At 56.1% G+C, this 22792-nt stretch carries 21 protein-coding genes; 11 read left to right on the top strand and 10 right to left on the bottom strand.

All coding sequences use genetic code 11. From position 1 onward, the window contains the following. Nucleotides 1–37 precede the first annotated feature (37 nt). The gene (gene sohB, locus LGL98_RS14645) at nucleotides 38–1084 is read left to right on the top strand and encodes a protease SohB (RefSeq protein WP_136034894.1); all 1047 of its coding nucleotides are present in this window, start codon (nucleotides 38–40) and stop codon (nucleotides 1082–1084) included. A gap of 47 nt (nucleotides 1085–1131) precedes the next feature. On the opposite strand, the gene LGL98_RS14640 is transcribed toward sohB, so the two are convergent. Continuing rightward, nucleotides 1132–1383 carry a YciN family protein gene (locus tag LGL98_RS14640; RefSeq protein WP_002901761.1) on the bottom strand — a complete coding sequence of 84 codons (252 nt, stop codon included), beginning with the start codon at nucleotides 1381–1383 and terminating at the stop codon, nucleotides 1132–1134. A gap of 406 nt (nucleotides 1384–1789) precedes the next feature. Here LGL98_RS14640 and topA point away from each other — a divergent pair, with 406 nt between their 5' ends. The 4 genes from topA to acnA all read left to right on the top strand — a co-directional run bounded on the left by topA (nucleotide 1790) and on the right by acnA (nucleotide 9182). Next, nucleotides 1790–4387, top strand: coding sequence for a type I DNA topoisomerase (gene topA / locus LGL98_RS14635; protein ID WP_136034892.1), 2598 nt, complete (start codon nucleotides 1790–1792; stop codon nucleotides 4385–4387). 345 nt (nucleotides 4388–4732) lie between these two features. Further along, on the top strand, nucleotides 4733–5707 hold the full coding sequence (gene cysB, locus LGL98_RS14630) for an HTH-type transcriptional regulator CysB (RefSeq protein ID WP_002901772.1): 975 nt from the start codon (nucleotides 4733–4735) through the stop codon (nucleotides 5705–5707). 244 nt (nucleotides 5708–5951) lie between these two features. Then, the gene (locus LGL98_RS14625) at nucleotides 5952–6119 is read left to right on the top strand and encodes a YmiA family putative membrane protein (RefSeq protein ID WP_002901776.1); all 168 of its coding nucleotides are present in this window, start codon (nucleotides 5952–5954) and stop codon (nucleotides 6117–6119) included. 390 nt (nucleotides 6120–6509) lie between these two features. Beyond that, the gene (acnA, locus tag LGL98_RS14620) at nucleotides 6510–9182 is read left to right on the top strand and encodes an aconitate hydratase AcnA (protein ID WP_136034890.1); all 2673 of its coding nucleotides are present in this window, start codon (nucleotides 6510–6512) and stop codon (nucleotides 9180–9182) included. Nucleotides 9183–9228: 46 nt separating this feature from the next. Here the strand turns inward: acnA and ribA are convergent, their stop codons facing one another. Then, complete coding sequence (gene ribA, locus LGL98_RS14615) at nucleotides 9229–9831, bottom strand: GTP cyclohydrolase II (protein ID WP_025714305.1); 603 nt, start codon at nucleotides 9829–9831, stop codon at nucleotides 9229–9231. Between the two features lie 163 nt (nucleotides 9832–9994). On the opposite strand from ribA, the gene pgpB reads away from it, so the two are divergent. The 5 genes from pgpB to yciH all read left to right on the top strand — a co-directional run bounded on the left by pgpB (nucleotide 9995) and on the right by yciH (nucleotide 13639). Beyond that, nucleotides 9995–10762, top strand: coding sequence for a phosphatidylglycerophosphatase B (gene pgpB / locus LGL98_RS14610; RefSeq protein WP_136034888.1), 768 nt, complete (start codon nucleotides 9995–9997; stop codon nucleotides 10760–10762). 135 nt (nucleotides 10763–10897) lie between these two features. Continuing rightward, nucleotides 10898–11206: a LapA family protein gene (locus LGL98_RS14605; protein WP_061154905.1), complete on the top strand. Its 309-nt coding sequence runs from the start codon at nucleotides 10898–10900 to the stop codon at nucleotides 11204–11206. Nucleotides 11207–11212: 6 nt separating this feature from the next. After that, complete coding sequence (lapB, locus tag LGL98_RS14600) at nucleotides 11213–12382, top strand: lipopolysaccharide assembly protein LapB (RefSeq protein ID WP_136034886.1); 1170 nt, start codon at nucleotides 11213–11215, stop codon at nucleotides 12380–12382. A 193-nt stretch (nucleotides 12383–12575) separates the two neighbouring features. Then, on the top strand, nucleotides 12576–13313 hold the full coding sequence (pyrF, locus tag LGL98_RS14595; protein WP_136034884.1) for an orotidine-5'-phosphate decarboxylase: 738 nt from the start codon (nucleotides 12576–12578) through the stop codon (nucleotides 13311–13313). Then, nucleotides 13313–13639, top strand: coding sequence for a stress response translation initiation inhibitor YciH (gene yciH, locus LGL98_RS14590; protein WP_025714310.1), 327 nt, complete (start codon nucleotides 13313–13315; stop codon nucleotides 13637–13639). The genes pyrF and yciH overlap by 1 nt, the downstream gene beginning before the upstream one ends. Nucleotides 13640–13769: 130 nt before the next feature. On the opposite strand, the gene osmB is transcribed toward yciH, so the two are convergent. From osmB to LGL98_RS14555, 7 genes are all read right to left on the bottom strand, one after another. Continuing rightward, complete coding sequence (osmB, locus tag LGL98_RS14585) at nucleotides 13770–13988, bottom strand: osmotically-inducible lipoprotein OsmB (RefSeq protein ID WP_002901783.1); 219 nt, start codon at nucleotides 13986–13988, stop codon at nucleotides 13770–13772. Nucleotides 13989–14261: 273 nt separating this feature from the next. Continuing rightward, complete coding sequence (yciT, locus tag LGL98_RS14580; protein ID WP_136034883.1) at nucleotides 14262–15011, bottom strand: DNA-binding transcriptional regulator YciT; 750 nt, start codon at nucleotides 15009–15011, stop codon at nucleotides 14262–14264. A gap of 71 nt (nucleotides 15012–15082) precedes the next feature. Then, nucleotides 15083–15262 (bottom strand): YciZ family protein, encoded by a 180-nt coding sequence (locus tag LGL98_RS14575; RefSeq protein WP_002901786.1) that lies wholly within the window; start codon nucleotides 15260–15262, stop codon nucleotides 15083–15085. Between the two features lie 158 nt (nucleotides 15263–15420). Continuing rightward, nucleotides 15421–17355 carry an exoribonuclease II gene (locus LGL98_RS14570; RefSeq protein ID WP_136034881.1) on the bottom strand — a complete coding sequence of 645 codons (1935 nt, stop codon included), beginning with the start codon at nucleotides 17353–17355 and terminating at the stop codon, nucleotides 15421–15423. A gap of 81 nt (nucleotides 17356–17436) precedes the next feature. Beyond that, the gene (locus LGL98_RS14565) at nucleotides 17437–18594 is read right to left on the bottom strand and encodes a carboxymuconolactone decarboxylase family protein (RefSeq protein ID WP_136034879.1); all 1158 of its coding nucleotides are present in this window, start codon (nucleotides 18592–18594) and stop codon (nucleotides 17437–17439) included. Between the two features lie 189 nt (nucleotides 18595–18783). Next, the gene (gene fabI / locus LGL98_RS14560) at nucleotides 18784–19572 is read right to left on the bottom strand and encodes an enoyl-ACP reductase FabI (RefSeq protein WP_136034877.1); all 789 of its coding nucleotides are present in this window, start codon (nucleotides 19570–19572) and stop codon (nucleotides 18784–18786) included. Between the two features lie 199 nt (nucleotides 19573–19771). Continuing rightward, on the bottom strand, nucleotides 19772–20320 hold the full coding sequence (locus tag LGL98_RS14555) for a HutD/Ves family protein (protein WP_136034875.1): 549 nt from the start codon (nucleotides 20318–20320) through the stop codon (nucleotides 19772–19774). Between the two features lie 248 nt (nucleotides 20321–20568). Here LGL98_RS14555 and LGL98_RS14550 point away from each other — a divergent pair, with 248 nt between their 5' ends. Continuing rightward, nucleotides 20569–21948, top strand: a complete 1380-nt coding sequence (locus LGL98_RS14550) for a purine-cytosine permease family protein (RefSeq protein ID WP_168435429.1) — start codon at nucleotides 20569–20571, stop codon at nucleotides 21946–21948. A gap of 34 nt (nucleotides 21949–21982) precedes the next feature. Here the strand turns inward: LGL98_RS14550 and sapF are convergent, their stop codons facing one another. Further along, the gene (gene sapF, locus LGL98_RS14545; RefSeq protein WP_004140269.1) at nucleotides 21983–22792 is read right to left on the bottom strand and encodes a putrescine export ABC transporter ATP-binding protein SapF; all 810 of its coding nucleotides are present in this window, start codon (nucleotides 22790–22792) and stop codon (nucleotides 21983–21985) included.

The following is a 22792-nucleotide window of genomic DNA, read 5'->3' as shown; positions in this document are numbered from 1 at the left end:
TGTGCAGCAACGTCAGTGCTTTACACAAGGTGAAAACGTGGAATTACTTGCTCAGTACGGCTTATTTTTAGCCAAGATCGCGACCGTTGTTGTCGCCATCGCGGTGATTGCCGCTATTATCGTCAACCTCGCTCAGCGCAAGAAGCAGCGCGGCGAGCTGCGGGTGACCAATCTTAGCGAGCATTATAAAGAGATGAAGGAATCGCTGACGGTGGCGCTGCTGGACGGCCCGCAGCAGAAGCAGTGGCATAAGGCGCAGAAGAAAAAGCAAAAACAAGAGGCGAAGGCTGCCAAAGCGCGGGCGAAGCTGGGTAATACCGAGCCGGAAGGCAAGCCGCGCGCCTGGGTGCTGGATTTCAAAGGCAGTATGGATGCCCATGAGGTCAATAGCCTGCGGGAAGAGATCACTGCGGTGCTGGCGGCGGCGAAAGCGCGCGATCAGGTAGTTATTCGTCTGGAAAGCCCCGGCGGAGTGGTGCACGGCTACGGGCTGGCGGCTTCTCAACTGCAGCGCTTGCGTGACAAACAGATCCCGCTGACGGTGGCGGTCGATAAAGTAGCGGCTAGCGGCGGCTATATGATGGCCTGCGTGGCGAACAAGATTGTCTCGGCGCCGTTTGCGATTCTTGGGTCAATTGGCGTGGTGGCGCAGATCCCGAACCTGCACCGCTTCCTGAAGAACAAAGATATTGATATCGAACTGCATACCGCCGGGCAGTACAAACGGACGCTCACGATGCTCGGAGAAAATACCGAAGAAGGGCGGCGCAAGTTCCGTGAGGATCTCAATGAGACGCACCATTTGTTCAAGGATTTCGTTCATCGGATGCGCCCGGGACTTGATATCGAGCAGGTAGCTACCGGCGAGCACTGGTACGGGGTGCAGGCGCTGGAAAAAGGGCTGGTGGATGCGGTTGAAACCAGCGATGAGCTGCTGCTGGGGCTCATGGAGAGTCACGAAGTGATTGGAGTGCGCTATCAACAGCGCAAGAAAATGCTCGACCGCTTCACCGGCAGCGCGGCGGAGAGCGCCGATCGACTTCTGCTGCGCTGGTGGCAGCGCGGTCAGAAACCGCTGATGTAAATAGCATAACGCGAGGCCAGGGCCTCGCGTTATTGTTTTCACCGGTCTTAATCGACCAGGTGGTACTTGTCCGACAGCTCGTGAGCGAGATACTTAAACATGTTAAATACCGCTGTACTCTTCGGCGTCGGTAGTCCCTGCTCATCAAGATAAAACTCACCGCTAAACACCAGGACATTGTTGCGCTGAACGACGTCGGTGGCTTCGATACCGGCTAACGTATCCTCATGTTCACGAATAAGTTTGTTGGCTTTTTCGAGCAGCGTCTGGCGATCGATTGGTTGGGTTGTACCTTGCATAACGGACTCCTCTTTTTCTCCGCGCGTAGTGTACGCCGCGCAGCGGCGTGGGGCAAATTTTCCATGGACAAAACAGGGGTAATCGTAACCAGTGGAGAAACAGCCGTTTACTGGCGGGATTTGCTTTTGCATGCTAATAAAGTTGCGTAACGAATTTTATCAGGTACAGTGTGACGCTTTCGGCGATCTGGCAACAGATTTGCTTGACATTCGGCCAAAAATTCTTCGTGCTATGTCACCTGACGAGAAAAAGTCAGCAAACTCAAGCGCCTGGTTTTACGGAAATGAAACGGGTGTTCAGGGTTGATATTCACCGACGGTGCCGCAACATATGAGGCAGTCGCCAGTGGAGGGTGTATGAATGTGCGATGTATTCCTGGATGAATCAAATTAGGTAAAGGTGAATATGGGTAAAGCTCTCGTTATCGTTGAGTCCCCGGCAAAAGCCAAAACGATCAATAAGTATCTGGGTAATGACTACGTGGTGAAATCCAGCGTCGGTCATATCCGCGATTTGCCGACCAGTGGATCAGCTTCCAAAAAGAGCGCCGACTCTACCGCCACCAAAGGGGCTAAAAAGCCTAAAAAGGACGAACGCGGCGCTCTGGTTAACCGCATGGGCGTGGACCCATGGCATGACTGGAATGCGCACTATGAAGTACTTCCGGGTAAAGAAAAGGTAGTTTCAGAACTCAAACAGTTGGCGGAAAAAGCTGACCACATATATCTCGCAACCGACCTTGACCGCGAAGGGGAAGCCATTGCCTGGCACCTGCGGGAAGTGATCGGCGGCGATGAACAGCGTTACAGCCGCGTGGTGTTCAATGAGATCACCAAAAACGCGATTCGTCAGGCCTTCGAAAAGCCGGGCGAACTGAATATCGATCGGGTTAACGCCCAGCAGGCGCGCCGCTTTATGGACCGCGTGGTGGGCTATATGGTCTCGCCGCTGCTGTGGAAGAAAATTGCCCGTGGTCTTTCTGCCGGGCGCGTGCAGTCCGTTGCGGTCCGCCTGGTGGTGGAGCGTGAGCGTGAAATTAAAGCGTTCGTCCCGGAAGAGTACTGGGAAGTTGATGCCAGCACCACCACGCCAGGCGGCGACGCGCTGCCTCTGCAGGTGACCCATAAAGACGATAAGCCGTTCCGTCCGGTCAGCCGTGATGAAACCATGGCGGCGGTATCGCTGCTGGAAAAAGCCAGCTACAGCGTGCTGGAGCGGGAAGACAAACCGACCAGCAGCAAGCCGGGCGCGCCGTTTATCACCTCCACGCTGCAGCAGGCGGCCAGCACCCGTCTCGGTTTCGGCGTGAAAAAGACCATGATGATGGCTCAACGTCTCTATGAGGCGGGGCACATTACCTATATGCGTACGGACTCTACTAACCTGAGTCAGGACGCGCTGAACATGGTTCGCGGCTATATCAGCGACAACTTTGGCAAAAAATATCTGCCGGAGAGCGCTAACCAGTACGCCAGCAAAGAAAACTCGCAGGAAGCGCACGAAGCGATTCGTCCTTCTGACGTGAACGTCCTGGCCGAAACGCTGAAAGATATGGAAGCGGATGCGCAGAAGCTCTATCAGCTGATCTGGCGCCAGTTTGTCGCCTGTCAGATGACGCCGGCGCAATACGACTCCACCACGCTGACCGTGGCAGCGGGTGATTTCAAACTGAAAGCGCGCGGTCGCACCTTACGTTTCGACGGCTGGACAAAAGTCATGCCGGCTCTGCGCAAGGGCGATGAAGACCGGACGCTGCCGGTGGTCAAACAGGGCGACCGCCTGAGCCTGGTGGAGCTGACGCCTGCGCAGCACTTTACCAAGCCGCCGGCGCGCTTCAGCGAAGCCTCGCTAGTGAAAGAGCTGGAAAAACGCGGCATCGGCCGTCCGTCGACCTACGCGTCGATCATCTCGACCATTCAGGATCGTGGCTACGTGCGGGTAGAAAACCGGCGTTTTTACGCAGAGAAAATGGGCGAGATCGTCACCGACCGGCTGGAAGAAAACTTCCGCGATCTGATGAACTACGACTTCACCGCACAGATGGAAGATCGTCTCGACCAGGTGGCCAACCACCAGGCCGAGTGGAAAGAGGTGCTGAACCACTTCTTTGGCGATTTCACCACCCAGCTGGAGACGGCAGAGAAAGATCCAGAAGAGGGCGGCATGCAGCCGAACCCGATGGTGCTTACCAGCATCGACTGCCCAACCTGCGGTCGTAAAATGGGGATCCGTACCGCCAGCACCGGCGTTTTCCTCGGCTGTTCGGGTTATGCCCTGCCGCCGAAAGAGCGGTGCAAAACCACCATCAACCTGGTGCCGGAAAACGAAGTCCTCAACGTACTGGAAGGCGATGACGCGGAAACTAACGCCCTGCGTGCTAAACGTCGCTGCCAGAAGTGCGGGACGGCGATGGACAGCTACCTTATCGATCCCAAGCGTAAACTGCACGTCTGTGGTAATAACCCGACCTGCGACGGCTATGAGATTGAAGAGGGCGAGTTCCGCATCAAGGGCTATGACGGCCCGGTGGTGGAGTGCGAGAAGTGCGGTTCTGAAATGCACCTGAAAATGGGGCGTTTCGGTAAGTACATGGCCTGTACCAACGACGAATGTAAAAACACGCGTAAGATCCTGCGCAATGGCGAAGTGGCTCCGCCGAAGGAAGATCCGGTCCCGCTGCCGGAGCTGCCGTGCGAGAAGTCTGACGCTTATTTCGTCCTGCGTGACGGGGCGGCGGGTGTCTTCCTGGCGGCCAACACCTTCCCGAAATCACGGGAAACGCGTGCGCCGCTGGTGGAGGAGCTTTACCGCTTCCGCGATCGTCTGCCGGAAAAACTGCGCTATCTTGCCGATGCGCCGCAGCAGGATCCGGAAGGCAATAAAACACTGGTACGTTTTAGCCGTAAAACGAAGCAGCAGTATGTTGCCTCCGAAAAAGAGGGTAAAGCGACCGGCTGGTCAGCCTTCTTTATCGACGGTAAATGGACGGAAGCTAAAAAATAATGGCGTTCGTTCGGGCAGGAAAAGCACGCTTTTCCTGCTCCTCCGACCGGCAGAGATAGCGGATATCTCTGCCGTGTCGTTTCTCCCTTCCGCATGGGTTTTTTGCCCCTTATAACCACCTATATTATTTTTCGTTAGTGTCTATACACTGTAGATATAAATGATATAGTGGTTATAGTTAATCCCTTTTTTATTATTAAAACGTCTTATACATCATCGCTTTCAGGATGCGTTGCGGCGCCACTATGGCCAACTGCCGGTAGACCCGGGTCTTCACAGCCGACAAGTTGCCTGAACGTAAAGTGTATTAAGCGGCTTCATTTTACGCGCAAACGGATATCAGCCATGAAACTACAACAGCTTCGCTACATCGTTGAGGTGGTTAACCATAACCTGAATGTTTCATCCACCGCCGAAGGGCTTTATACCTCCCAGCCGGGCATCAGTAAGCAGGTCCGCATGCTGGAAGATGAGCTGGGCATCCAGATTTTTGCCCGCAGCGGCAAACATTTAACCCAGGTGACACCGGCCGGGCAGGAGATCATCCGCATCGCCCGCGAGGTATTGTCGAAAGTCGACGCTATCAAATCTGTCGCCGGGGAGCATACCTGGCCTGATAAAGGCTCGCTGTATGTGGCGACCACCCATACCCAGGCGCGCTACGCATTACCCGGGGTGATCAAAGGCTTCATTGAGCGTTATCCGCGCGTCTCGCTGCATATGCATCAGGGTTCGCCGACCCAGATTGCGGAGGCGGTCTCAAAAGGTAATGCCGACTTCGCTATCGCCACCGAGGCGCTGCATCTGTATGACGATCTGGTGATGTTGCCGTGCTATCACTGGAACCGCTCGATTGTGGTCACGCCTGAGCATCCTCTGGCGACGAAGGGCTCGGTATCCATCGAGGAACTGGCGCAGTACCCGCTGGTGACCTACACCTTTGGCTTTACCGGCCGTTCCGAACTTGACACCGCGTTTAATCGTGCGGGTCTGACGCCACGCATTGTCTTTACCGCCACTGACGCCGATGTTATCAAGACCTATGTTCGTCTGGGGCTTGGGGTCGGGGTGATCGCCAGCATGGCGGTGGACCCGGTTTCGGACCCGGATCTGGTGAAGCTGGATGCGAACGGTATTTTCAGCCACAGCACCACTAAAATTGGTTTCCGTCGCAGTACCTTTTTACGCAGCTATATGTATGATTTTATTCAACGCTTTGCCCCTCATCTGACCCGCGATGTGGTAGATACCGCCGTGGCGTTGCGTTCGAATGAAGATATTGAAGCGATGTTCAAAGATATAAAACTTCCGGAAAAATAACCCTGATAAAAATAATGGCATTCCTTGTGGGAGTGCCATTAACTATCATGGCCCTTATTTAACGACGTAAACCTCGAACCAATCACAAAATTAATAAATTCTGGTAACACGTTTGCCATTATGCCCGCCGCGATCAAATAACCGGTTAAATATATTCCATCAAGCCTAAATTCACTGGATTAATCTTTTATCCATAATTAAGATTTATCTGTACCTGATGATTTGAGCAATTGGTGGTGACAATATGATAAGTAATATCGATTACATGAAACTGGCGATGTCATACGAGAATGACAAAACCGAAATCGATCCCGTTCTGCGTAGTCGCGTATGGGGCGTAGTGTTGGTAGGGCTGGCGATGTTCTGGAGCATCATCGCGCTCACCATCTGCAACATCTGGATTGTCAGCTAAAGCTGTAGGTCATCGTTGTAGATACATGTCATTTTTATGACAGTGAAAGGAAACTGTAATATAAAATTAGTGACCGGCAATACAGGGAGAATATATTTTGCCGCGGGATTTATCCAACCAGAAACCACTCATAAGAGCTAATCATCCCTCGCTGACAGATTAGCTCTTTTTTTGTCCTCATGTACTAATACAATATCGCCTTTAACCACCTCGTTGCACTATTTTGGTGCCTTTTCGCCGGTATTAAGATAATTCCCGTTCCAGGACCTGCGCCCTCCCGGCATTTAGCAATTTGGGTTGTTATCAAAGTGTTATGCTCAGTATGTGTTATCTTTAATGGAGACCCTGAGGAGAATCAGGGTATGCCATCCCTGAGATAAAGGAGGAGCTATGTCGTCAACCCTACGAGAAGCCAGTAAGGACACGCTACAGGTCAACGAGAAAACCTGGCACTACTACAGTCTGCCGTTAGCGGAAAAAGAGCTGGGTGATATCAGTCGGCTGCCCAAATCGCTGAAGGTGCTGATGGAAAACCTGCTGCGCTGGCAGGACGGTGACTCGGTAACTGAAGAAGATATTCGTGCCCTGGCCGGCTGGCTGCAACAGGCCCATGCCGACCGGGAGATTGCCTATCGTCCGGCTCGCGTCCTGATGCAGGACTTTACCGGCGTGCCGGCGGTGGTGGATCTGGCCGCGATGCGCGAGGCGGTGAAACGCCTGGGCGGCGATACCGCGAAAGTGAATCCGCTGTCGCCGGTTGACCTGGTGATCGACCACTCGGTGACCGTCGACCGCTTCGGCGATGACGAAGCCTTCGAAGATAACGTCCGTCTGGAAATGGAGCGTAACCACGAGCGCTATGCTTTCCTGCGCTGGGGACAGCAGGCCTTCAGCCGCTTCAGCGTCGTGCCGCCGGGCACCGGTATTTGTCACCAGGTCAACCTCGAATACCTCGGTCGGGCCGTCTGGAGCGAAGAGGTGAATGGGAAGTGGATGGCGTGGCCGGATACTCTGGTAGGTACGGACTCCCATACCACCATGATTAATGGTCTCGGCGTGCTTGGCTGGGGCGTGGGTGGGATTGAGGCGGAAGCCGCCATGCTGGGCCAGCCGGTGTCGATGCTGATCCCGGATGTGGTGGGCTTTAAACTCAGCGGTAAACTGCGTGAAGGTATCACCGCCACTGATCTGGTACTGACCGTTACCCAGATGCTGCGCCAGCACGGTGTCGTCGGCAAATTTGTTGAATTTTACGGCGACGGGCTGGATACCTTACCCCTGGCCGACCGCGCCACCATCGCCAATATGGCGCCGGAGTATGGCGCCACCTGCGGCTTCTTCCCGATCGATGACGTGACGCTCAGCTATATGCGTCTCAGCGGCCGTAGCGAAGAGCAGGTCGCGTTGGTGGAAGCTTATGCCAAAGCGCAGGGCATGTGGCGCCAGCCTGGCGATGAGCCGGTCTTTACCAGCACCCTGGCACTGGATATGGGCAGCGTTGAGGCGAGCCTCGCCGGGCCGAAGCGGCCGCAAGATCGCGTGGCGCTGGGCGATGTGCCGAAAGCCTTTGCCGCCAGCGGCGAGCTGGAGGTTAACCACCTTCAGCGTCAGCGTCAGCCGGTAGACTATACGCTGAACGGGCATCATTACTCGCTGCCGGATGGCGCCGTAGCCATTGCGGCCATCACCTCCTGCACGAACACCTCCAACCCCAGCGTGCTGATGGCCGCTGGTCTGCTGGCGAAAAAAGCCGTGGAACGTGGCCTGCAGCCGCAGCCGTGGGTAAAAGCGTCTCTGGCTCCAGGCTCGAAAGTCGTGTCAGATTATCTGGCTCATGCCGGCCTGACGCCTTACCTCGACCAGCTCGGCTTTAATCTGGTGGGATATGGCTGTACCACCTGTATCGGTAACTCCGGTCCGTTGCCGGAACCGATCGAAGAGGCGATCAAAAAGGGCGATCTGACCGTTGGGGCGGTGCTCTCCGGTAACCGTAACTTCGAAGGGCGTATCCATCCGCTGGTGAAAACCAACTGGCTGGCCTCCCCGCCGCTGGTCGTCGCTTACGCCCTGGCGGGGAACATGAATATCGACCTCACCCGCGAGCCGTTGGGGCAGGGTAAGAATGGCGAGCCGGTTTATCTTAAAGATATCTGGCCGAGCGGGGAGGAGATTGCCCGCGCGGTGGAACAGGTCTCCACCGAGATGTTCCGCAAAGAGTACGCGGAAGTGTTTTCCGGTACTGATGAGTGGAAAGCAATCAAAGTGGACGCGTCAGATACTTATGACTGGCAGGAGGACTCCACCTATATTCGCTTGTCGCCGTTCTTTGACGAGATGGACGTCGAGCCGCAGCCGGTGGAGGATATTCACGGCGCACGGATCCTCGCTATGCTGGGCGATTCAGTAACTACTGACCACATTTCGCCGGCGGGGAGTATCAAAGCCGATAGTCCGGCAGGCCGCTATCTGCAGGAGCATGGGGTTGCCCGGCGTGACTTTAACTCCTACGGTTCCCGTCGCGGTAACCATGAGGTGATGATGCGTGGCACCTTCGCCAATATCCGCATTCGCAACGAAATGGTGCCGGGCGTGGAAGGAGGGATGACCCGCCATCTACCGGATAGCGAACCGGTGGCGATTTACGATGCGGCGATGCGGTATAAAGCCGAAGGCATACCGCTGGCGGTGATCGCCGGCAAGGAGTATGGGTCAGGTTCCAGCCGTGACTGGGCGGCCAAGGGGCCGCGCCTGCTGGGGATCCGGGTGGTGATCGCCGAATCCTTCGAACGTATCCATCGTTCCAACCTGATCGGAATGGGCATTTTGCCGCTGGAGTTCCCGCAAGGTGTGACCCGTAAAACGCTGCAGTTGACCGGGGAGGAGCGGATTGATATCAGCAACCTGGAGTCGCTTCAGCCTGGCGCGACGGTGCCGGTCACGGTTACGCGGGCTGACGGCACGCAGGACGTGATCCCGTGTCGGTGCCGTATCGACACTGCGACCGAGCTGACCTACTACCGCAACGATGGCATCCTGCACTACGTCATCCGTAATATGCTGTAAAGCAAAGGGCCAGCATCGCTGGCCCTTTCTCTTTGGTTACGCTGATTTATTCCGCCGGCTTGCTGTTCAGCAGATGACCCATCTTGGCGGCTTTGGTGTCCAGATAGTGGGCGTTTTTCGGGTTGCGCCCGACAATCAGCGGCACGCGCTCCACGATGTTGATCCCGGCTTCGGTAAGAATTTCCACTTTTTTCGGGTTATTGGTTAATAACCGCACTTGCTCAACGTTGAGCAGTTTGAACATATCGGCGCACAGGGTGAAGTCGCGCTCATCGGCGGCGAAGCCAAGCTGATGGTTCGCCTCGACGGTGTCATAGCCCTGGTCCTGCAGCGCATAGGCGCGAATTTTATTCAATAACCCGATGTTACGTCCTTCCTGGCGATGATAGAGCAGGATCCCCCGGCCCTCTTCAGCGATATGCGACAGGGCCGCCTCCAGTTGAAAGCCGCAATCACAGCGCAGGCTAAACAGGGCATCGCCGGTCAGGCATTCTGAATGTACTCGGGCCAGAACGGGCGTCTGCCCTGAAATATCGCCATAAACCAGCGCGACATGATCCTGTCCGGTTGCCAGTTCTTCAAAACCCACCATCAGGAAATCGCCCCAGGGGGTTGGCAGTTTGGCTTCTGCCACACGTTTAAGCTGCATGTGATTCTCCAGATTCTGTCAGCACCTGAATGTGCTTTCTGTTTACCGCTATTTTGCCACAAGGCCGGGACGTTCTCCTAATCGCGAACGGTTAGCCGCGTGGAAAGCGCACAAACGAACCAGTTTCCGCTATGATGTTCATCTACAAGGAGAAGGAGAGAAAATGCTGTTAATTGCCCGACGAACCGCTCTCGCGGCGGCGCTGCTGCTGATCATGCCCCTTGCCGTCTGGCTGTCTGGCTGGCTGTGGCAGCCAGGGCTGCCGGTCGCCTGGCTGAAAATACTGTGGTGGGTGACAGAAACCGTGACCCAGCCATGGGGGATCATCACGCATGTTGTGCTGTGCGCCTGGTTTCTCTGGTGTCTGCGCTTTCGCCTGCGCGCGGCGCTGATCCTGTTCCTTATCCTCGCCGCCGCCATCCTGGTGGGACAGGGGGCGAAATCCTGGGTCAAGGCGCGAGTCCAGGAGCCGAGACCCTTTGTCATCTGGCTGGAAAACACACGCCAGGTGCCGGTGACGCAATTCTATGCGTTGAAGCGCAAAGAACGCGCTAAACTGGTGCATGAACAGCTGGCACAGGCGCAGGATATCCCGCCCTTTTTACGCAAGCACTGGCAGAAGGAGACCGGGTTTGCCTTCCCGTCTGGTCACACGATGTTCGCCGCCAGCTGGGCGTTGCTCGCCGCCGGGCTGCTGTGGCCGCGTCGGCGCTGGGGCACGATCGCGGTGCTGCTGGTGTGGGCGACGGCGGTGATGGGCAGTCGCCTGGCGCTGGGCATGCACTGGCCGCTGGATCTCATCGTCGCTACGCTGATCTCCTGGCTGTTGGTCACCGTGGCCTGCTGGCTGACGCAGCGTCTCTGCGGACCGCTCTCACCGCCCGGGGAAGAGGCGCAGGATATTAAAAAACGGACAACCGAAGCAGAGTAATGTTGATTTTAGCGGCATCCGACCGCATATCCTGACGAGTTGCCATGCTTTTTCATTCCACCGCTGCGGCGAAAATGATACTTTATAGGGCTGAAAGCGGGCTTTTTTCGCGCAACCCACATAACGGGAAGTCATGTGAAATATTTACTCATTTTCTTACTGGTGTTAGCAATCTTCGTCATTTCAGTAACGCTGGGGGCGCAGAATGACCAACAGGTCACTTTCAACTATTTACTCGCTCAGGGTGAATTCCGCATATCGACGCTGCTGGCGGTGCTGTTTGCCGCGGGCTTTGCCATCGGCTGGCTGATCTGTGGCCTGTTCTGGCTGCGGGTGCGTGTCTCACTAGCGCGCGCGGAGCGTAAAATTAAGCGTCTTGAGCATCAGATTGCCCCCGTCAGTCCGGCCGCTGCCGACGCAGGCGTGCCTGCCGTGAAGGAATAACCTCTTATGCTGGAGTTGTTGTTTCTGCTTTTACCCGTTGCCGCCGCTTACGGCTGGTATATGGGCCGCAGAAGTGCACAACAGTCCAAACAGGACGATGCGAGCCGCCTGTCACGGGATTACGTGGCGGGGGTAAACTTCCTGCTCAGTAACCAGCAGGATAAGGCCGTCGACCTGTTCCTTGATATGCTGAAAGAGGATACCGGCACCGTCGAGGCGCACCTGACGCTCGGTAACCTGTTCCGTTCCCGTGGCGAGGTTGACCGCGCGATTCGGATCCACCAGAGCCTGATGGAAAGCGCATCGTTAACCTACGATCAGCGCCTGCTGGCCGTTCAGCAGCTGGGGCGCGACTATATGGCCGCCGGGTTGTACGATCGCGCGGAAGACATGTTTAAGCAGCTGGTGGATGAGACCGATTTTCGTCTCGGCGCCCTGCAGCAACTGCTGCAGATCTATCAGGCGACGAGCGACTGGCAGTCGGCGATTGAAGTGGCTGAACGACTGGTGAAGCTGGGTAAAGAGAAACATCGTGGCGAGATCGCCAACTTCTGGTGCGAGCTGGCCCTACAGCAGATGGCGGCCAACGATCTGGATAAAGCGATGGCCCTGTTGAAAAAAGGTGCCTCCGCTGACCGCACCAGCGCCCGGGTGTCGATCATGATGGGCCGGGTGTGGATGGAAAAGGGTGATTACGCCAAAGCGGTGGAAAGCCTCGAGCGGGTTATCGATCAGGATAAAGAGCTGGTGGGCGAGACGCTGGAGATGCTGCAGACCTGCTACCAGCAGCTCGGTAAAGCCGATGAATGGGAAGTTTTCCTGCGGCGCTGCGTTGAAGAGAACACCGGGGCGACTGCCGAACTGATGCTGGCGCAAATTCTTGAGCAACGGGAAGGGGTCGAAGCGGCGCAAAATTATGTGACCCGCCAGCTGGAACGCCACCCGACCATGCGTGTCTTCCATAAGTTGATGGACTACCATCTCAACGAAGCGGAAGAAGGGCGGGCGAAAGAAAGCCTTGGGGTGCTGCGAAACATGGTTGGTGAGCAGGTGCGCAGCAAACCGCGTTACCGCTGCCAGAAATGCGGCTTTACGGCGCATACTCTTTACTGGCATTGCCCATCCTGCCGCTCCTGGGCAACCATCAAACCGATTCGCGGCCTCGATGGCCAATAGAGTCAAAAAAAAAGTATTCATTAGTTACAACATCCTCATTGGTTTTTCGACTTTATGATTGGTGACCCCGGCAGCGCCATCGTTTGACCAGGGCAAATACAGCGGCCTGTCATTTTGTTAGCATCACAGGTAGAATGCTGCCCGTTTACCTTTTTTGCGCCGCTCAGGCGCCCATCAACACTAAGGTCTGGTCATGACGTCTACAGCTATCACATCTTCCCGCGCTGTCACTTCCTCTCCCGTAGTGGTTGCGCTCGACTATGACAATCGCGATAAAGCGCTGGCCTTTGTCGACCGTATCGACCCGCGCGACTGCCGTCTGAAGGTGGGTAAAGAGATGTTCACCCTGCTGGGGCCGCAGTTCGTACGCGAGCTGCACCAGCGCGGGTTTGAGGTATTCCTTGACCTTAAGTTTCACGATATTCCTAACACTACCGCCCGTGCGGTGGCCGCAGCGGCTGAGCTGGGCGTATGGATGGTGAATGTCCATGCCTCCGGCGGGGCGCGAATGATGACCGCCGCGCGGGAAGCGCTGCTGCCGTTTGGAAAAGATGCGCCGCTGCTCATCGCTGTCACCGTGCTCACCAGCATGGAATCCAGCGACCTACAGGATCTGGGCATTACCTTATCCCCGGCGGATTATGCGGCGAAGCTGGCAGCGCTTACTCAGCGCTGCGGTCTGGACGGGGTGGTGTGTTCAGCTCAGGAGGCAGTGCGCTTCAAACAGGAACTGGGGCAGGCGTTTAAACTGGTGACCCCGGGGATCCGTCCGCAGGGCAGCGACGCTGGCGATCAGCGGCGGATCATGACCCCGGAGCAGGCCCAGCAAGCAGGGGTGGATTATATGGTGATTGGTCGTCCGGTGACGCAGTCGGCCGATCCTGCCGCAACGCTGCGGGCGATCAACGTCTCGTTGTCAAAGGAGGCATAATGAGCGATTCCAATAGCCGCCTGGTTTACTCCACGGAATCCGGGCGTATCGACGAGGCAAAACCGGCGCCAGTGCGCCCTAAAGGAGACGGCATTGTACGTATCCAGCGTCAGACCAGCGGTCGCAAGGGCAAAGGCGTCTGCCTGATTAGCGGCATTGATGCCGATGATGCTGCGCTAACGGCCCTGGCGGCAGAGCTGAAAAAGAAATGTGGTTGTGGCGGCGCGGTGAAAGATGGCGTGATCGAAATCCAGGGTGATAAACGCGATTTACTCAAATCGCTGCTTGAGGCGAAAGGGATGAAGGTTAAGTTAGCCGGCGGTTGAGCACTATTTCTGCAATATTTAAATCTTCTGCTCAAATAACAAGGCCGCGGTGAATGCCGCGGCCTTGAATCATTTTACGTGCGTAAGTCAATTCGTGTGAATTATTCTTTTATTTGGTCAGGTAATTATATTATTTGCCGACCTGGTGACCAATAATACCACCGACTGCTGCCCCGCCCAGGGTACCGAGCGCGCTACCGTCAGTTAACACTGCCCCACCGATGGCGCCCGCGCCAGCACCGATTGCGGTGTTGCGATCGCGTTTGGACATGTTAGAGCAAGCGCTCAGAGACATTGCTACAGTGACAGCCAGAACGACAGCAGCCATTTTTTTGCTCGTTGAAGTCATCATTTTTTTCTCCTGAATAATCTATTCATGGATACAACGCTCCTTTAAGCATAGCCTGAAATAGCAGCTTTAGGGCAATACCATGAAGTTAGGGTGCGCAGGTGTCACGAAAATCACGCAGGTGATAGTCACTTCCTGTTATATCGCTAATAATAATTTTACTTTTTTTAAAATTTATCGTCAGGTAAAAAGTCTTAATTAACGGCTCGGAATACTCTCAGAGCGTCAGAACACCCCGTCCACTGCTATGGTGTGGAGCGGGGCGAGAGAATGTCAGGTGTGAGGGACGATATCGACGAGGAGACCACTACGGATAAGCTGATCGCGGCACGCGCCCGGCAGCCGATCGTCGGTGATAACGCGATTAAAGCGGCCGGCAGGCCCCAGAGGATAGGGGTGAACCGCGCTGAATTTAGAGCTGTCGCTGAGGATGATCGCCTCGCAATGTTTTTCCAGCACAGCGTTTACTACATCCGCACGCATCATATCGCGGCCGGTAAAGCCGGTGTCTGCTTGCCAGCCATCGATCCCGATGAAGGCTTTACTAAAATGTACCTGCTGAATGAACTGGCGGGTCAAGGGGCCCACCATGCTCTCACTGCGTTTCTGGTATATCCCGCCCAGCAGGATCACCTCTCCTGGCGTCTCTTTCAACAGGTGGGCAATATAGCTGCTGACGGTGATAATGGTGATATCTCCCCGTTCAGCCAGGGTACGCGCCAGCAGGGCGTTGCTGCTACCGTTTTCGATAAACACGGTTTCGCCAGCGTTCACCAGCGCCGCTGCCCGGCTGGCCAGTTCACGCTTAATGGCAAAATGAGTCATCATGCGGGTTTCGACATCTTCGCTGTCCAGCGGGACGGCATAACCATGGGTGCGGCGCAGATAGCTCTGCTTCTCCAGCAGATTCAGGTCCTGGCGAATAGTGACCTCTGAGACACCGGTCATCTTCGCCAGATCGGCGACGCTCATGCGGCCTTTATCGATGACCACTTGCAAAATACTTTGTTGTCGGGCGTTCATAGCAACATCACTGTTAGGGGGCTATTTGGCGTGCAACCGGAATGAATAGCCGGTTGCGGAATAGGTGATAATCAGATTTCCCAGGGAGCCTTAGGCTGGTTTTGTTGCTCCGCGTCGTCCGCCGCCAGCGCCAGCAGCTCCGCTTTGAGGATCTCCAGATTATGGATTGCAGAGTGATAATCACCGGCAACCAGAATATCCAGCACGGTATCGATACGTTGAGCGAGCAGGTGGGCATTCACATCTGACATGGCATTATCCTGGTAACAAAAACGAATGAAATCAATGATGCTAAAAAAGAGTGAAAAAGAGAAGCGAAAAAAACGCACAACCTTAATCGGTGCGACGGAAATAGCTGGATGGAGAGGAAAGAAGCAGCGGTTCCCGCAGGAACCGCTGAGATGATACGTCAGGCTGCCGGACGCGCAATAATGCTGCGGGTTTCCATGCGGACTTCGGCGATGGTGACATCGATAACGTCGGTGACTTTGTAGACCACTTCGCCCTTGATCTGCACGGTGCCGTTCTCCTGGCTGCACACCAGTTCGTCGCGTACGGCGTGGAGGAATGGGGCCGGAATAAAGGCAACCGCGCCATTGTCCACCAGACGTACGCGCATCCCGCCGCGGCTGACGTCGATAATCTCCGCCGCAAAGCGGGTATCGGTCCCGGCTTTGTCGTTGAGGAAACGGGCATACAGCCAGTCAGCGACATCGCGTTCCGCCATGCGGTTAAGACGACGGCGCTCCGCCATCTGCACGGTGGCTTCATCCTGCGGACGCGCAATGGTCTCACCTTTGATGATGGCCTTCAGCAGACGATGGTTAATCATGTCGCCATACTTACGGATCGGCGAAGTCCAGGTGGCGTAAGCTTCAAGCCCAAGACCAAAGTGCGGGCCCGGCTCGGTGCTGATTTCCGCAAACGACTGGAAGCGGCGAATGCGGCTGTCGAGGAATCCGGTCGGCTGGGCGTCCAGTTCGCGGCGCAGTTTGCAGAACCCTTCCAGGGTCAGAACCTCCGTCGGGTCGACATGTATGTCGTGGGTTTTCAGCAGGGCGGCCAGCTGTTCGGTATTCGCCGGGTCGAAGCCGGTATGGACGTTATAAACACCGAAGCCGAGCTTGTCGCGCAGAACGCGTGCGGCACAGATGTTGGCGGCGATCATCGACTCTTCAACAATGCGGTTGGCAATGCGACGCGGTTCCGCGACGATGTCCAGCACTTCGCCTTTTTCACCAAGAACGAAACGGTAGTCCGGACGGTCTTTGAACACCAGCGCATGGGTCTGGCGCCATTCGCTACGACGCTGACATACGTCCTTCAGCAGCGTAATCTGCTGGGCGATCGCGTCGCTGCCCGGCTGCCAGCTGCCGCGGCCTTCCAGCCAGTCAGAAACGTCGTCATAGGCCAGCTTGGCTTTTGATTCGATGGTGGCGGCAAAGAATTCGATGTTGTCTTCGATGGTGCCATCGGCTGCCAGAGTCATCCGGCAGGCCAGTACCGGGCGCTCTTCGTTGGCACGCAGGGAGCAGAGGTCGTCTGACAGCTCGCGTGGCAGCATCGGAATATTGAAACCTGGCAGGTAGTTGGTAAAGGCGCGCACTTTTGCGGCGTTATCCAGCTTGCTGCCTTCGGCAATCCAGGCGGTCGGGTCGGCAATGGCGACCGTCAGCAGCAGTTTGCCATCGGCGCTAGATTCAGCATACAGCGCATCGTCCATATCTTCGGTGCTGGCGCTGTCGATGGTGACAAAGTCGAGAGCGGTTAAGTCACGGCGGGTCAACCCTTCGTCGAGCATCTCAGTGGCGACGCCGTCCGGGGCTTCTTTTTCGAGATTATGGCGCGCCAGCGTTACCCACCAGGGGACGAAGTGATCGTCACTAAAGGTGATAAACTGGGTCAGCTCCGCGTAAAACCCACGGTCGCCTTTTAATGGATGACGGCGCATCTCGGCGACGGCCCAGTCACCTTGTTTAAAATCGTGCTCAACGCCGCGGGCGGCGCGGCAGGGAATGGCGTCTTTCAGCAGCGGATGGTCAGGAACGATAGCGAGGCGATCGTCTTTCTTCTGGACTTTACCGACGAAACGGGTCAGGAAGGGCTCAACCAGGGTCTCTGGTTCGGCGCTTTCGCGATCTTTTTCAGAATGGATCACCGCGACGATACGGTCGCCATGCATCACTTTTTTCATCTGCGGCGGCGGAATGAAGTAGCTCTTCTGAGCGTCCACTTCGAGGAAGCCAAAGCCCTTTTCCGTGCCCTTAACGACCCCTTCCGCGCGCGGCGTCTGGGAATGCAGTTGCTGTTTAAGCTGCGCTAGCAGCGGGTTATCCTGAAACATAATTAGGTATTTTCGTGGCTAAAAGAGCGGCTGACATTTTTACGCGAATATGCCTGCCGCAGCAAGCGCTGTTTCAGCAATTTACGTCTGCTGACGCACATTGCCGAGGGCGATTTTCAGCCGATTCATCCAGCCGCACAGCCCGCTCCAGGTCAACAGATCAATCGCCTGCGCTGTGGAAAGTCCATATTCCGCGAGGGGCGTTAGCTGTGCGGCGCTAAACCGGTCCGGGGAACGGGTTAATAACTGGACCGCGATGACAAGCACGCGCGACTGAGGGTGCCGGGCAAGCCAGCGATGGAGAGCATGCTCGCCTTGCCGTAGATGGCTGGCGAAGTCCTCTTCCCCTTGCCAACGATTGAGCCAGGCATCAAAACAGGTAGCACTGCCATTGGTCCGCGCTGTGAGTAAGGCGACCTGCGGGACAAAGGCATCGTCAGTGCTGAGCTGGCGTATTAATGTCTCCAGCGGTGCGATCAACGGCGGGTCGCAGGCCAGCAGCGGGGCTAACTCGCCAAGGCCGGGCAGCGACTGCCAACTGGCGATGCGATGCTGGCGCTCATCATCGGCGTACTGCAGATCGGGATCTTCAAGGTCGCTCTGCCACTCTCCTGGTGGCGCGGTGAACAGTTCGGCGGGGGCCTCTTCTTGCTGAGGCATGCCGGGGATCCAGCGCACCGGGAAGCCCAGCGCCGCCTGCAGGACGGCAATTGCCCGGGCCTGGAAGCCGACGAAACCAATAATCTGGTTGATCAGAATAATATCCCGGCTGGTTAATCCGACTTCATCCAACTGGCTGCGGGAGAGGGCGTTAATCACGGAGGGGGAACCAGCAAGCTGACGAGCATATTGGGTGATCTGCGCCAGGCGGCGGTTGCTCTCGCGCGAAGAGTCGGGCCCCGGCAGAGGGGCCAGGCGGGCGGCGTAATGGTTACACAACCGCTGGACGCCGAAGACCTGGGCGACAGTCAGCGCGGTGCTCAGGCGATCGTAGGCAGTAAAGGTCTGCAGGCGGCTGATTGTCACCTGATCGGGAAACAGCAGTCCGGCCAACTGGCGAGCGGGGTGTAGCCAGCCTGCGTGGATGTGCAGCCAGGCTTCCGGCAGCGTCAGGTCCAGCAAAAAGCGGTCTTCAACATGGGCGGCTTCAGGGACAAGCGGTAGAACATCCACCGGGCAGATTGTTGACTGGGTTTCGTGATACCAGTGGTTTTTGCCATTCACGCGGCGTGGCTCCATGGGCTTTCCTTGTTCGGTATGTGGCGAACCGCCGTTCCGCGGATCGTTTATGCAGAACTATCCTGGCGTAACCCGGAAGCAGGAGAAAATATTGATACGTGCTAACAAATAGCCGATTGGAATAACAAGGGGAGCGCAAGGCGTGGGAAAGGAAGCACCCTCCTCACCGGGGTGAGGAGGGGAAGGAACTTATTTCAGTTCCAGCTCGTTCATGGCGGCGATATTGAACCCGCCGTCTACGTGAACGACTTCACCGGAGATACCCGCAGACAGGTTGGAGCACAGGAAGGCTGCGCTGTTACCCACATCTTCAATGGTGACGGTGCGACGGATCGGGGTGACCGCTTCGCAGTGCGCCAGCATTTTACGGAAATCTTTAATGCCAGAAGCAGCCAGCGTACGGATCGGGCCGGCAGAGATGGCGTTGACGCGAACGCCTTCCGGACCCATGGCGTTGGCCATATAGCGGACGTTAGCTTCCAGAGAGGCTTTGGCCAGACCCATCACGTTGTAGTTCGGGATGGCGCGCTCTGCGCCCAGGTAGGAGAGCGTCAGCAGAGCCGAACCCGGGTTCAGCATGGTGCGGCAGGCCTTAGCCATCGCCACAAAGCTGTAGGCGCTGATGTCGTGTGCGATTTTGAAACCTTCGCGAGTGACAACGTCAACGTAGTCGCCGTCTAACTGGTCAGCCGGGGCAAAACCGATAGAGTGGACGAAACCATCGAATTTTGGCCAGACTTTTTCCAGCTCGGTGAACAGCGCGGAGATGCTCTCATCTTCAGCAACGTCGCACGGCAGCACAATGTCAGAACCCAGCGCGGCAGCAAATTCTTCGACGCGACCTTTCAGTTTTTCGTTCTGATAGGTGAATGCCAGTTCCGCGCCTTCACGGTGCATTGCCTGCGCAATACCGTAGGCGATGGACAGTTTGCTGGCGACGCCAGTGATCAAAATGCGCTTACCGGAAAGAAAACCCATAGCTTTAATCCTTATCGTTATTGCTTATTTTTACTTTAACAATCATAACCTTAACATTGTTATTTCAAAATAACTCAAATTTAGCCGGGAATTATATCCCACTGACGACCCCTTGTGTCACGATATTTTTCAGCCGCGCCCGCGGCGTGCGGGGCAAAAGCGTATCGCGATAGCTCCAGTATACTCTCTCTTCTGATGATTATTTGAGCGCGATCTCCGCCAGCAGCAGACGTCCATTGCTGCCCAGGGGATGCAGATCCCCCGGGGATCCACCGCGCCAGCAGAGGCCGCTGCCGGCGGCGCAGCGCCGCCCTGACAGATCCCACTCGCCCTGCAGCACATAAGCGACCCCTTCGCTGGCCGGGTGTTGTGCAGTGCTCACCATTTGCACCGTCGCCGATGCTCGTCCGCGCTGGGTCATGATATTAAAGTCCAGCCCTGGCTCAACGATCCCAACGCTGGACAGGGCCCATTCGCCGGGGAACGCCCACGGCTGCCAGAGCGTCAGCGGCTGGTTGATATTCTCGCCACACAGCCGTAACGGCTGTCCCGCCAGCAGGGTGATCACCCGGTCAACGCCTGGGAAAGGGGAGAAAGGACCATCCGCCTGCAGAGTGGCGATGCTCGCTCGCCAGAGAAAGGGAGCGTCTGGGTCTGGAGCGGGTACGCGGATGATTTCGCGCGTTTCTCCGCCGCCGTTTTTCCACGGCGTGACGGGAAGCGACGAAAAGTGAAAAGGGACCATCATGGGAGCACACCTTAGTTAATTGCTTCCGGCGTCAAAGATAAGCGCCGCCTTGAACTAGTTTAGTAACTTTCTGTAATACAAATATTTTACATATTCGTCACAAAATGAGAGTGCATGCAAGGCGGTAAGTTGTCAATGCTTGTATATACAAGAGCGATTGAGTGAGGTGATATTAAAACAATTTAAGTGAGGAACCTATGTCTTCGTTTTCGTCTACAGGCGGGCAGTCAAAGCGTAATTATGCTGGGATGAGTGAAAGGCGGTCAATTGATTACATCCCGGAAAGCGAACGGCATGGACACCCTTTTAGCCAGTTCACTCTGTGGTTTGGCGGCAATCTGCAAATTACGGCAATTGTCACCGGCGCTTTAGCCGTTGTGCTGGGCGGCGACGTCGTGTGGTCGCTGGTCGGGCTTCTGGTCGGTCAGATGCTGGGGGCCGCGGTGATGTCGCTACATGCGCTGCAGGGACCGCGACTCGGACTTCCGCAAATGATCCTTAGCCGCGCCCAGTTTGGCGTTTTTGGCGCGGTGGTGCCGCTGGTGCTGGTTTGCATCATGTATATCGGTTTTTCTGCCAGCGGCACCGTCTTGGCCGGGCAGGCAATGGCCAAACTACTGAATATCTGCCACGTGGCGGGGATGCTGATATTCAGTGCGATTATTATCGTTATCGCCGTCCTCGGTTATAAGGTGATCCACAAGCTGGGCAAACTGGCGAGTATCGTCGGGATTCTGGCCTTCGTTTATATGTTCATCACGCTGCTACTTTCGGCCGATCTCAGTGCGCTTGCGCACAATAACCATTTTTCGCTGCCGACGTTTTTGTTAGCCGTATCGCTCTCCTCATCGTGGCAGATCGCTTTTTGCCCCTATGTATCCGACTATTCACGCTACCTGCCACGTGATGTCTCCGCCATGAAAACGTGCTGCTCGGTGTTTTTCGGCACCGTGTTGGGCACCCAAACGTCGATGACGCTGGGCGTACTCACGGCGGCCATTGCCGGCAGCGCGTTCCCTGGTCACGAGGTGAGCTATCTGGTGGGATTAGGAAAGAGCCAGGCAATGGCCATGATTATCTATTTCGCTATCTGCTTTGGTAAAATTACCTTCACTACCCTGAATGCCTACGGCAGCTTTATGTCGCTGACCACCATTGTTTCCGCCTTCCGCCGGCAAACTGTGCTGTCGCCAACGTGCCGCATTGCATTCGTGGTGCTGATGGTGGCAGCTTCATGCATTATCGCGCTGCTTAGCGAGCCCGCTTTCTTAAAGCATTTCACGCATTTTCTACTGTTTTTGCTGGCGTTCTTTGTGCCGTGGAGCGCCATCTGTCTGACGGATTACTATCTTATCTCGAAGGGCGCCCTCGATATTCCGGCGCTAAGCGACCCGCATCAACGTTATGGTTTCTGGAACCTGTACGCGATTAGCCTGTATATCGTTGGTGTGCTGATCCAGCTGCCGTTCATTGAGAACCCGTTGTTCCACGGTTCACTCACGTGGATCTTCGCCGGTAATGATGTGTCATGGATGATTGGCTGGTTTGGTACCGGGGGGCTTTACTACGCGCTGCGCCGCTTTGACCGCCGGTTGCTGCCGGCGCAGAGTCTTTTCCCTTCCTCCTGAATGACAGGGGCGGCGTGAGAGTCGCCCCTGCGGGCTATTTCCCGTCTTTACGCCAGGCATCGGCAGTGAGGGCTTCACCGAAGTGGCCGGCGATCAGGCGACGGGTCAGGTCGTGCAGCGGTGAGGCCAGCACATCGGCAGTGCTGCCGCGCTCGACCACTTCGCCGTTATGCATTACCAGCACCTGATCGCTGATGTGCTTCATCATTCCCAGGTGCTGAGTAACATAGATATAGGAGATGCCTTGTTTCTCCTGTAGCTCCAGCATCAGGTTAATGAGCTGGGAGCGCATCGACATATCCAGCGAGGCCAGCGCTTCATCGCAGACGATGACCTTCGGGCGCAGGATCAGCGCCCTGGCGAGGCCGAGACGTTGCTTCTGACCTGGCGCCAGCATATGGGGGTAGTAGCTGACGTGGTCCGGTAGCAGACCGACCATGCGCAGGGTGTCGATAATCTGTTTCTGCCGCGCCTCGGCGTCGAGATCGGTATTCAGGCGCAGCGGAAAATCGAGGATCTGCGAGATGCGCTGGCGCGGATTCAGCGAGGTCGACGGATCCTGAAAGATCATGCGAATCTTCTGGCTGCGGTAGGAGTAATCCCCGAAAGTTAGCGGATGATCGTCGATGAGCAGTTCGCCGCTGGTGGGTTCCACCATGCCCGCCAGCATCTTCGCGAGGGTGGATTTCCCGGAGCCATTCTCGCCGATAATCGCCAGCGTCTGCCGTTCGCGCAAAGTGAAGCTCAGCGGCTTAACCGCCTCCACAGTCTGGCGGTGAAACCAGCCGGTGCGGTAGCGAAAGGTCTTACTGAGTTGGCGAACTTCCAGCAATGTTTCGACCAT

Origin of the sequence: Klebsiella africana, assembly GCF_020526085.1 — a bacterium.
GTDB classification, from domain to species: domain Bacteria; phylum Pseudomonadota; class Gammaproteobacteria; order Enterobacterales; family Enterobacteriaceae; genus Klebsiella; species Klebsiella africana.
Note: the sequence above shows the minus strand (reverse complement) of the source record. Positions and strands in the feature narration are given on the sequence as shown.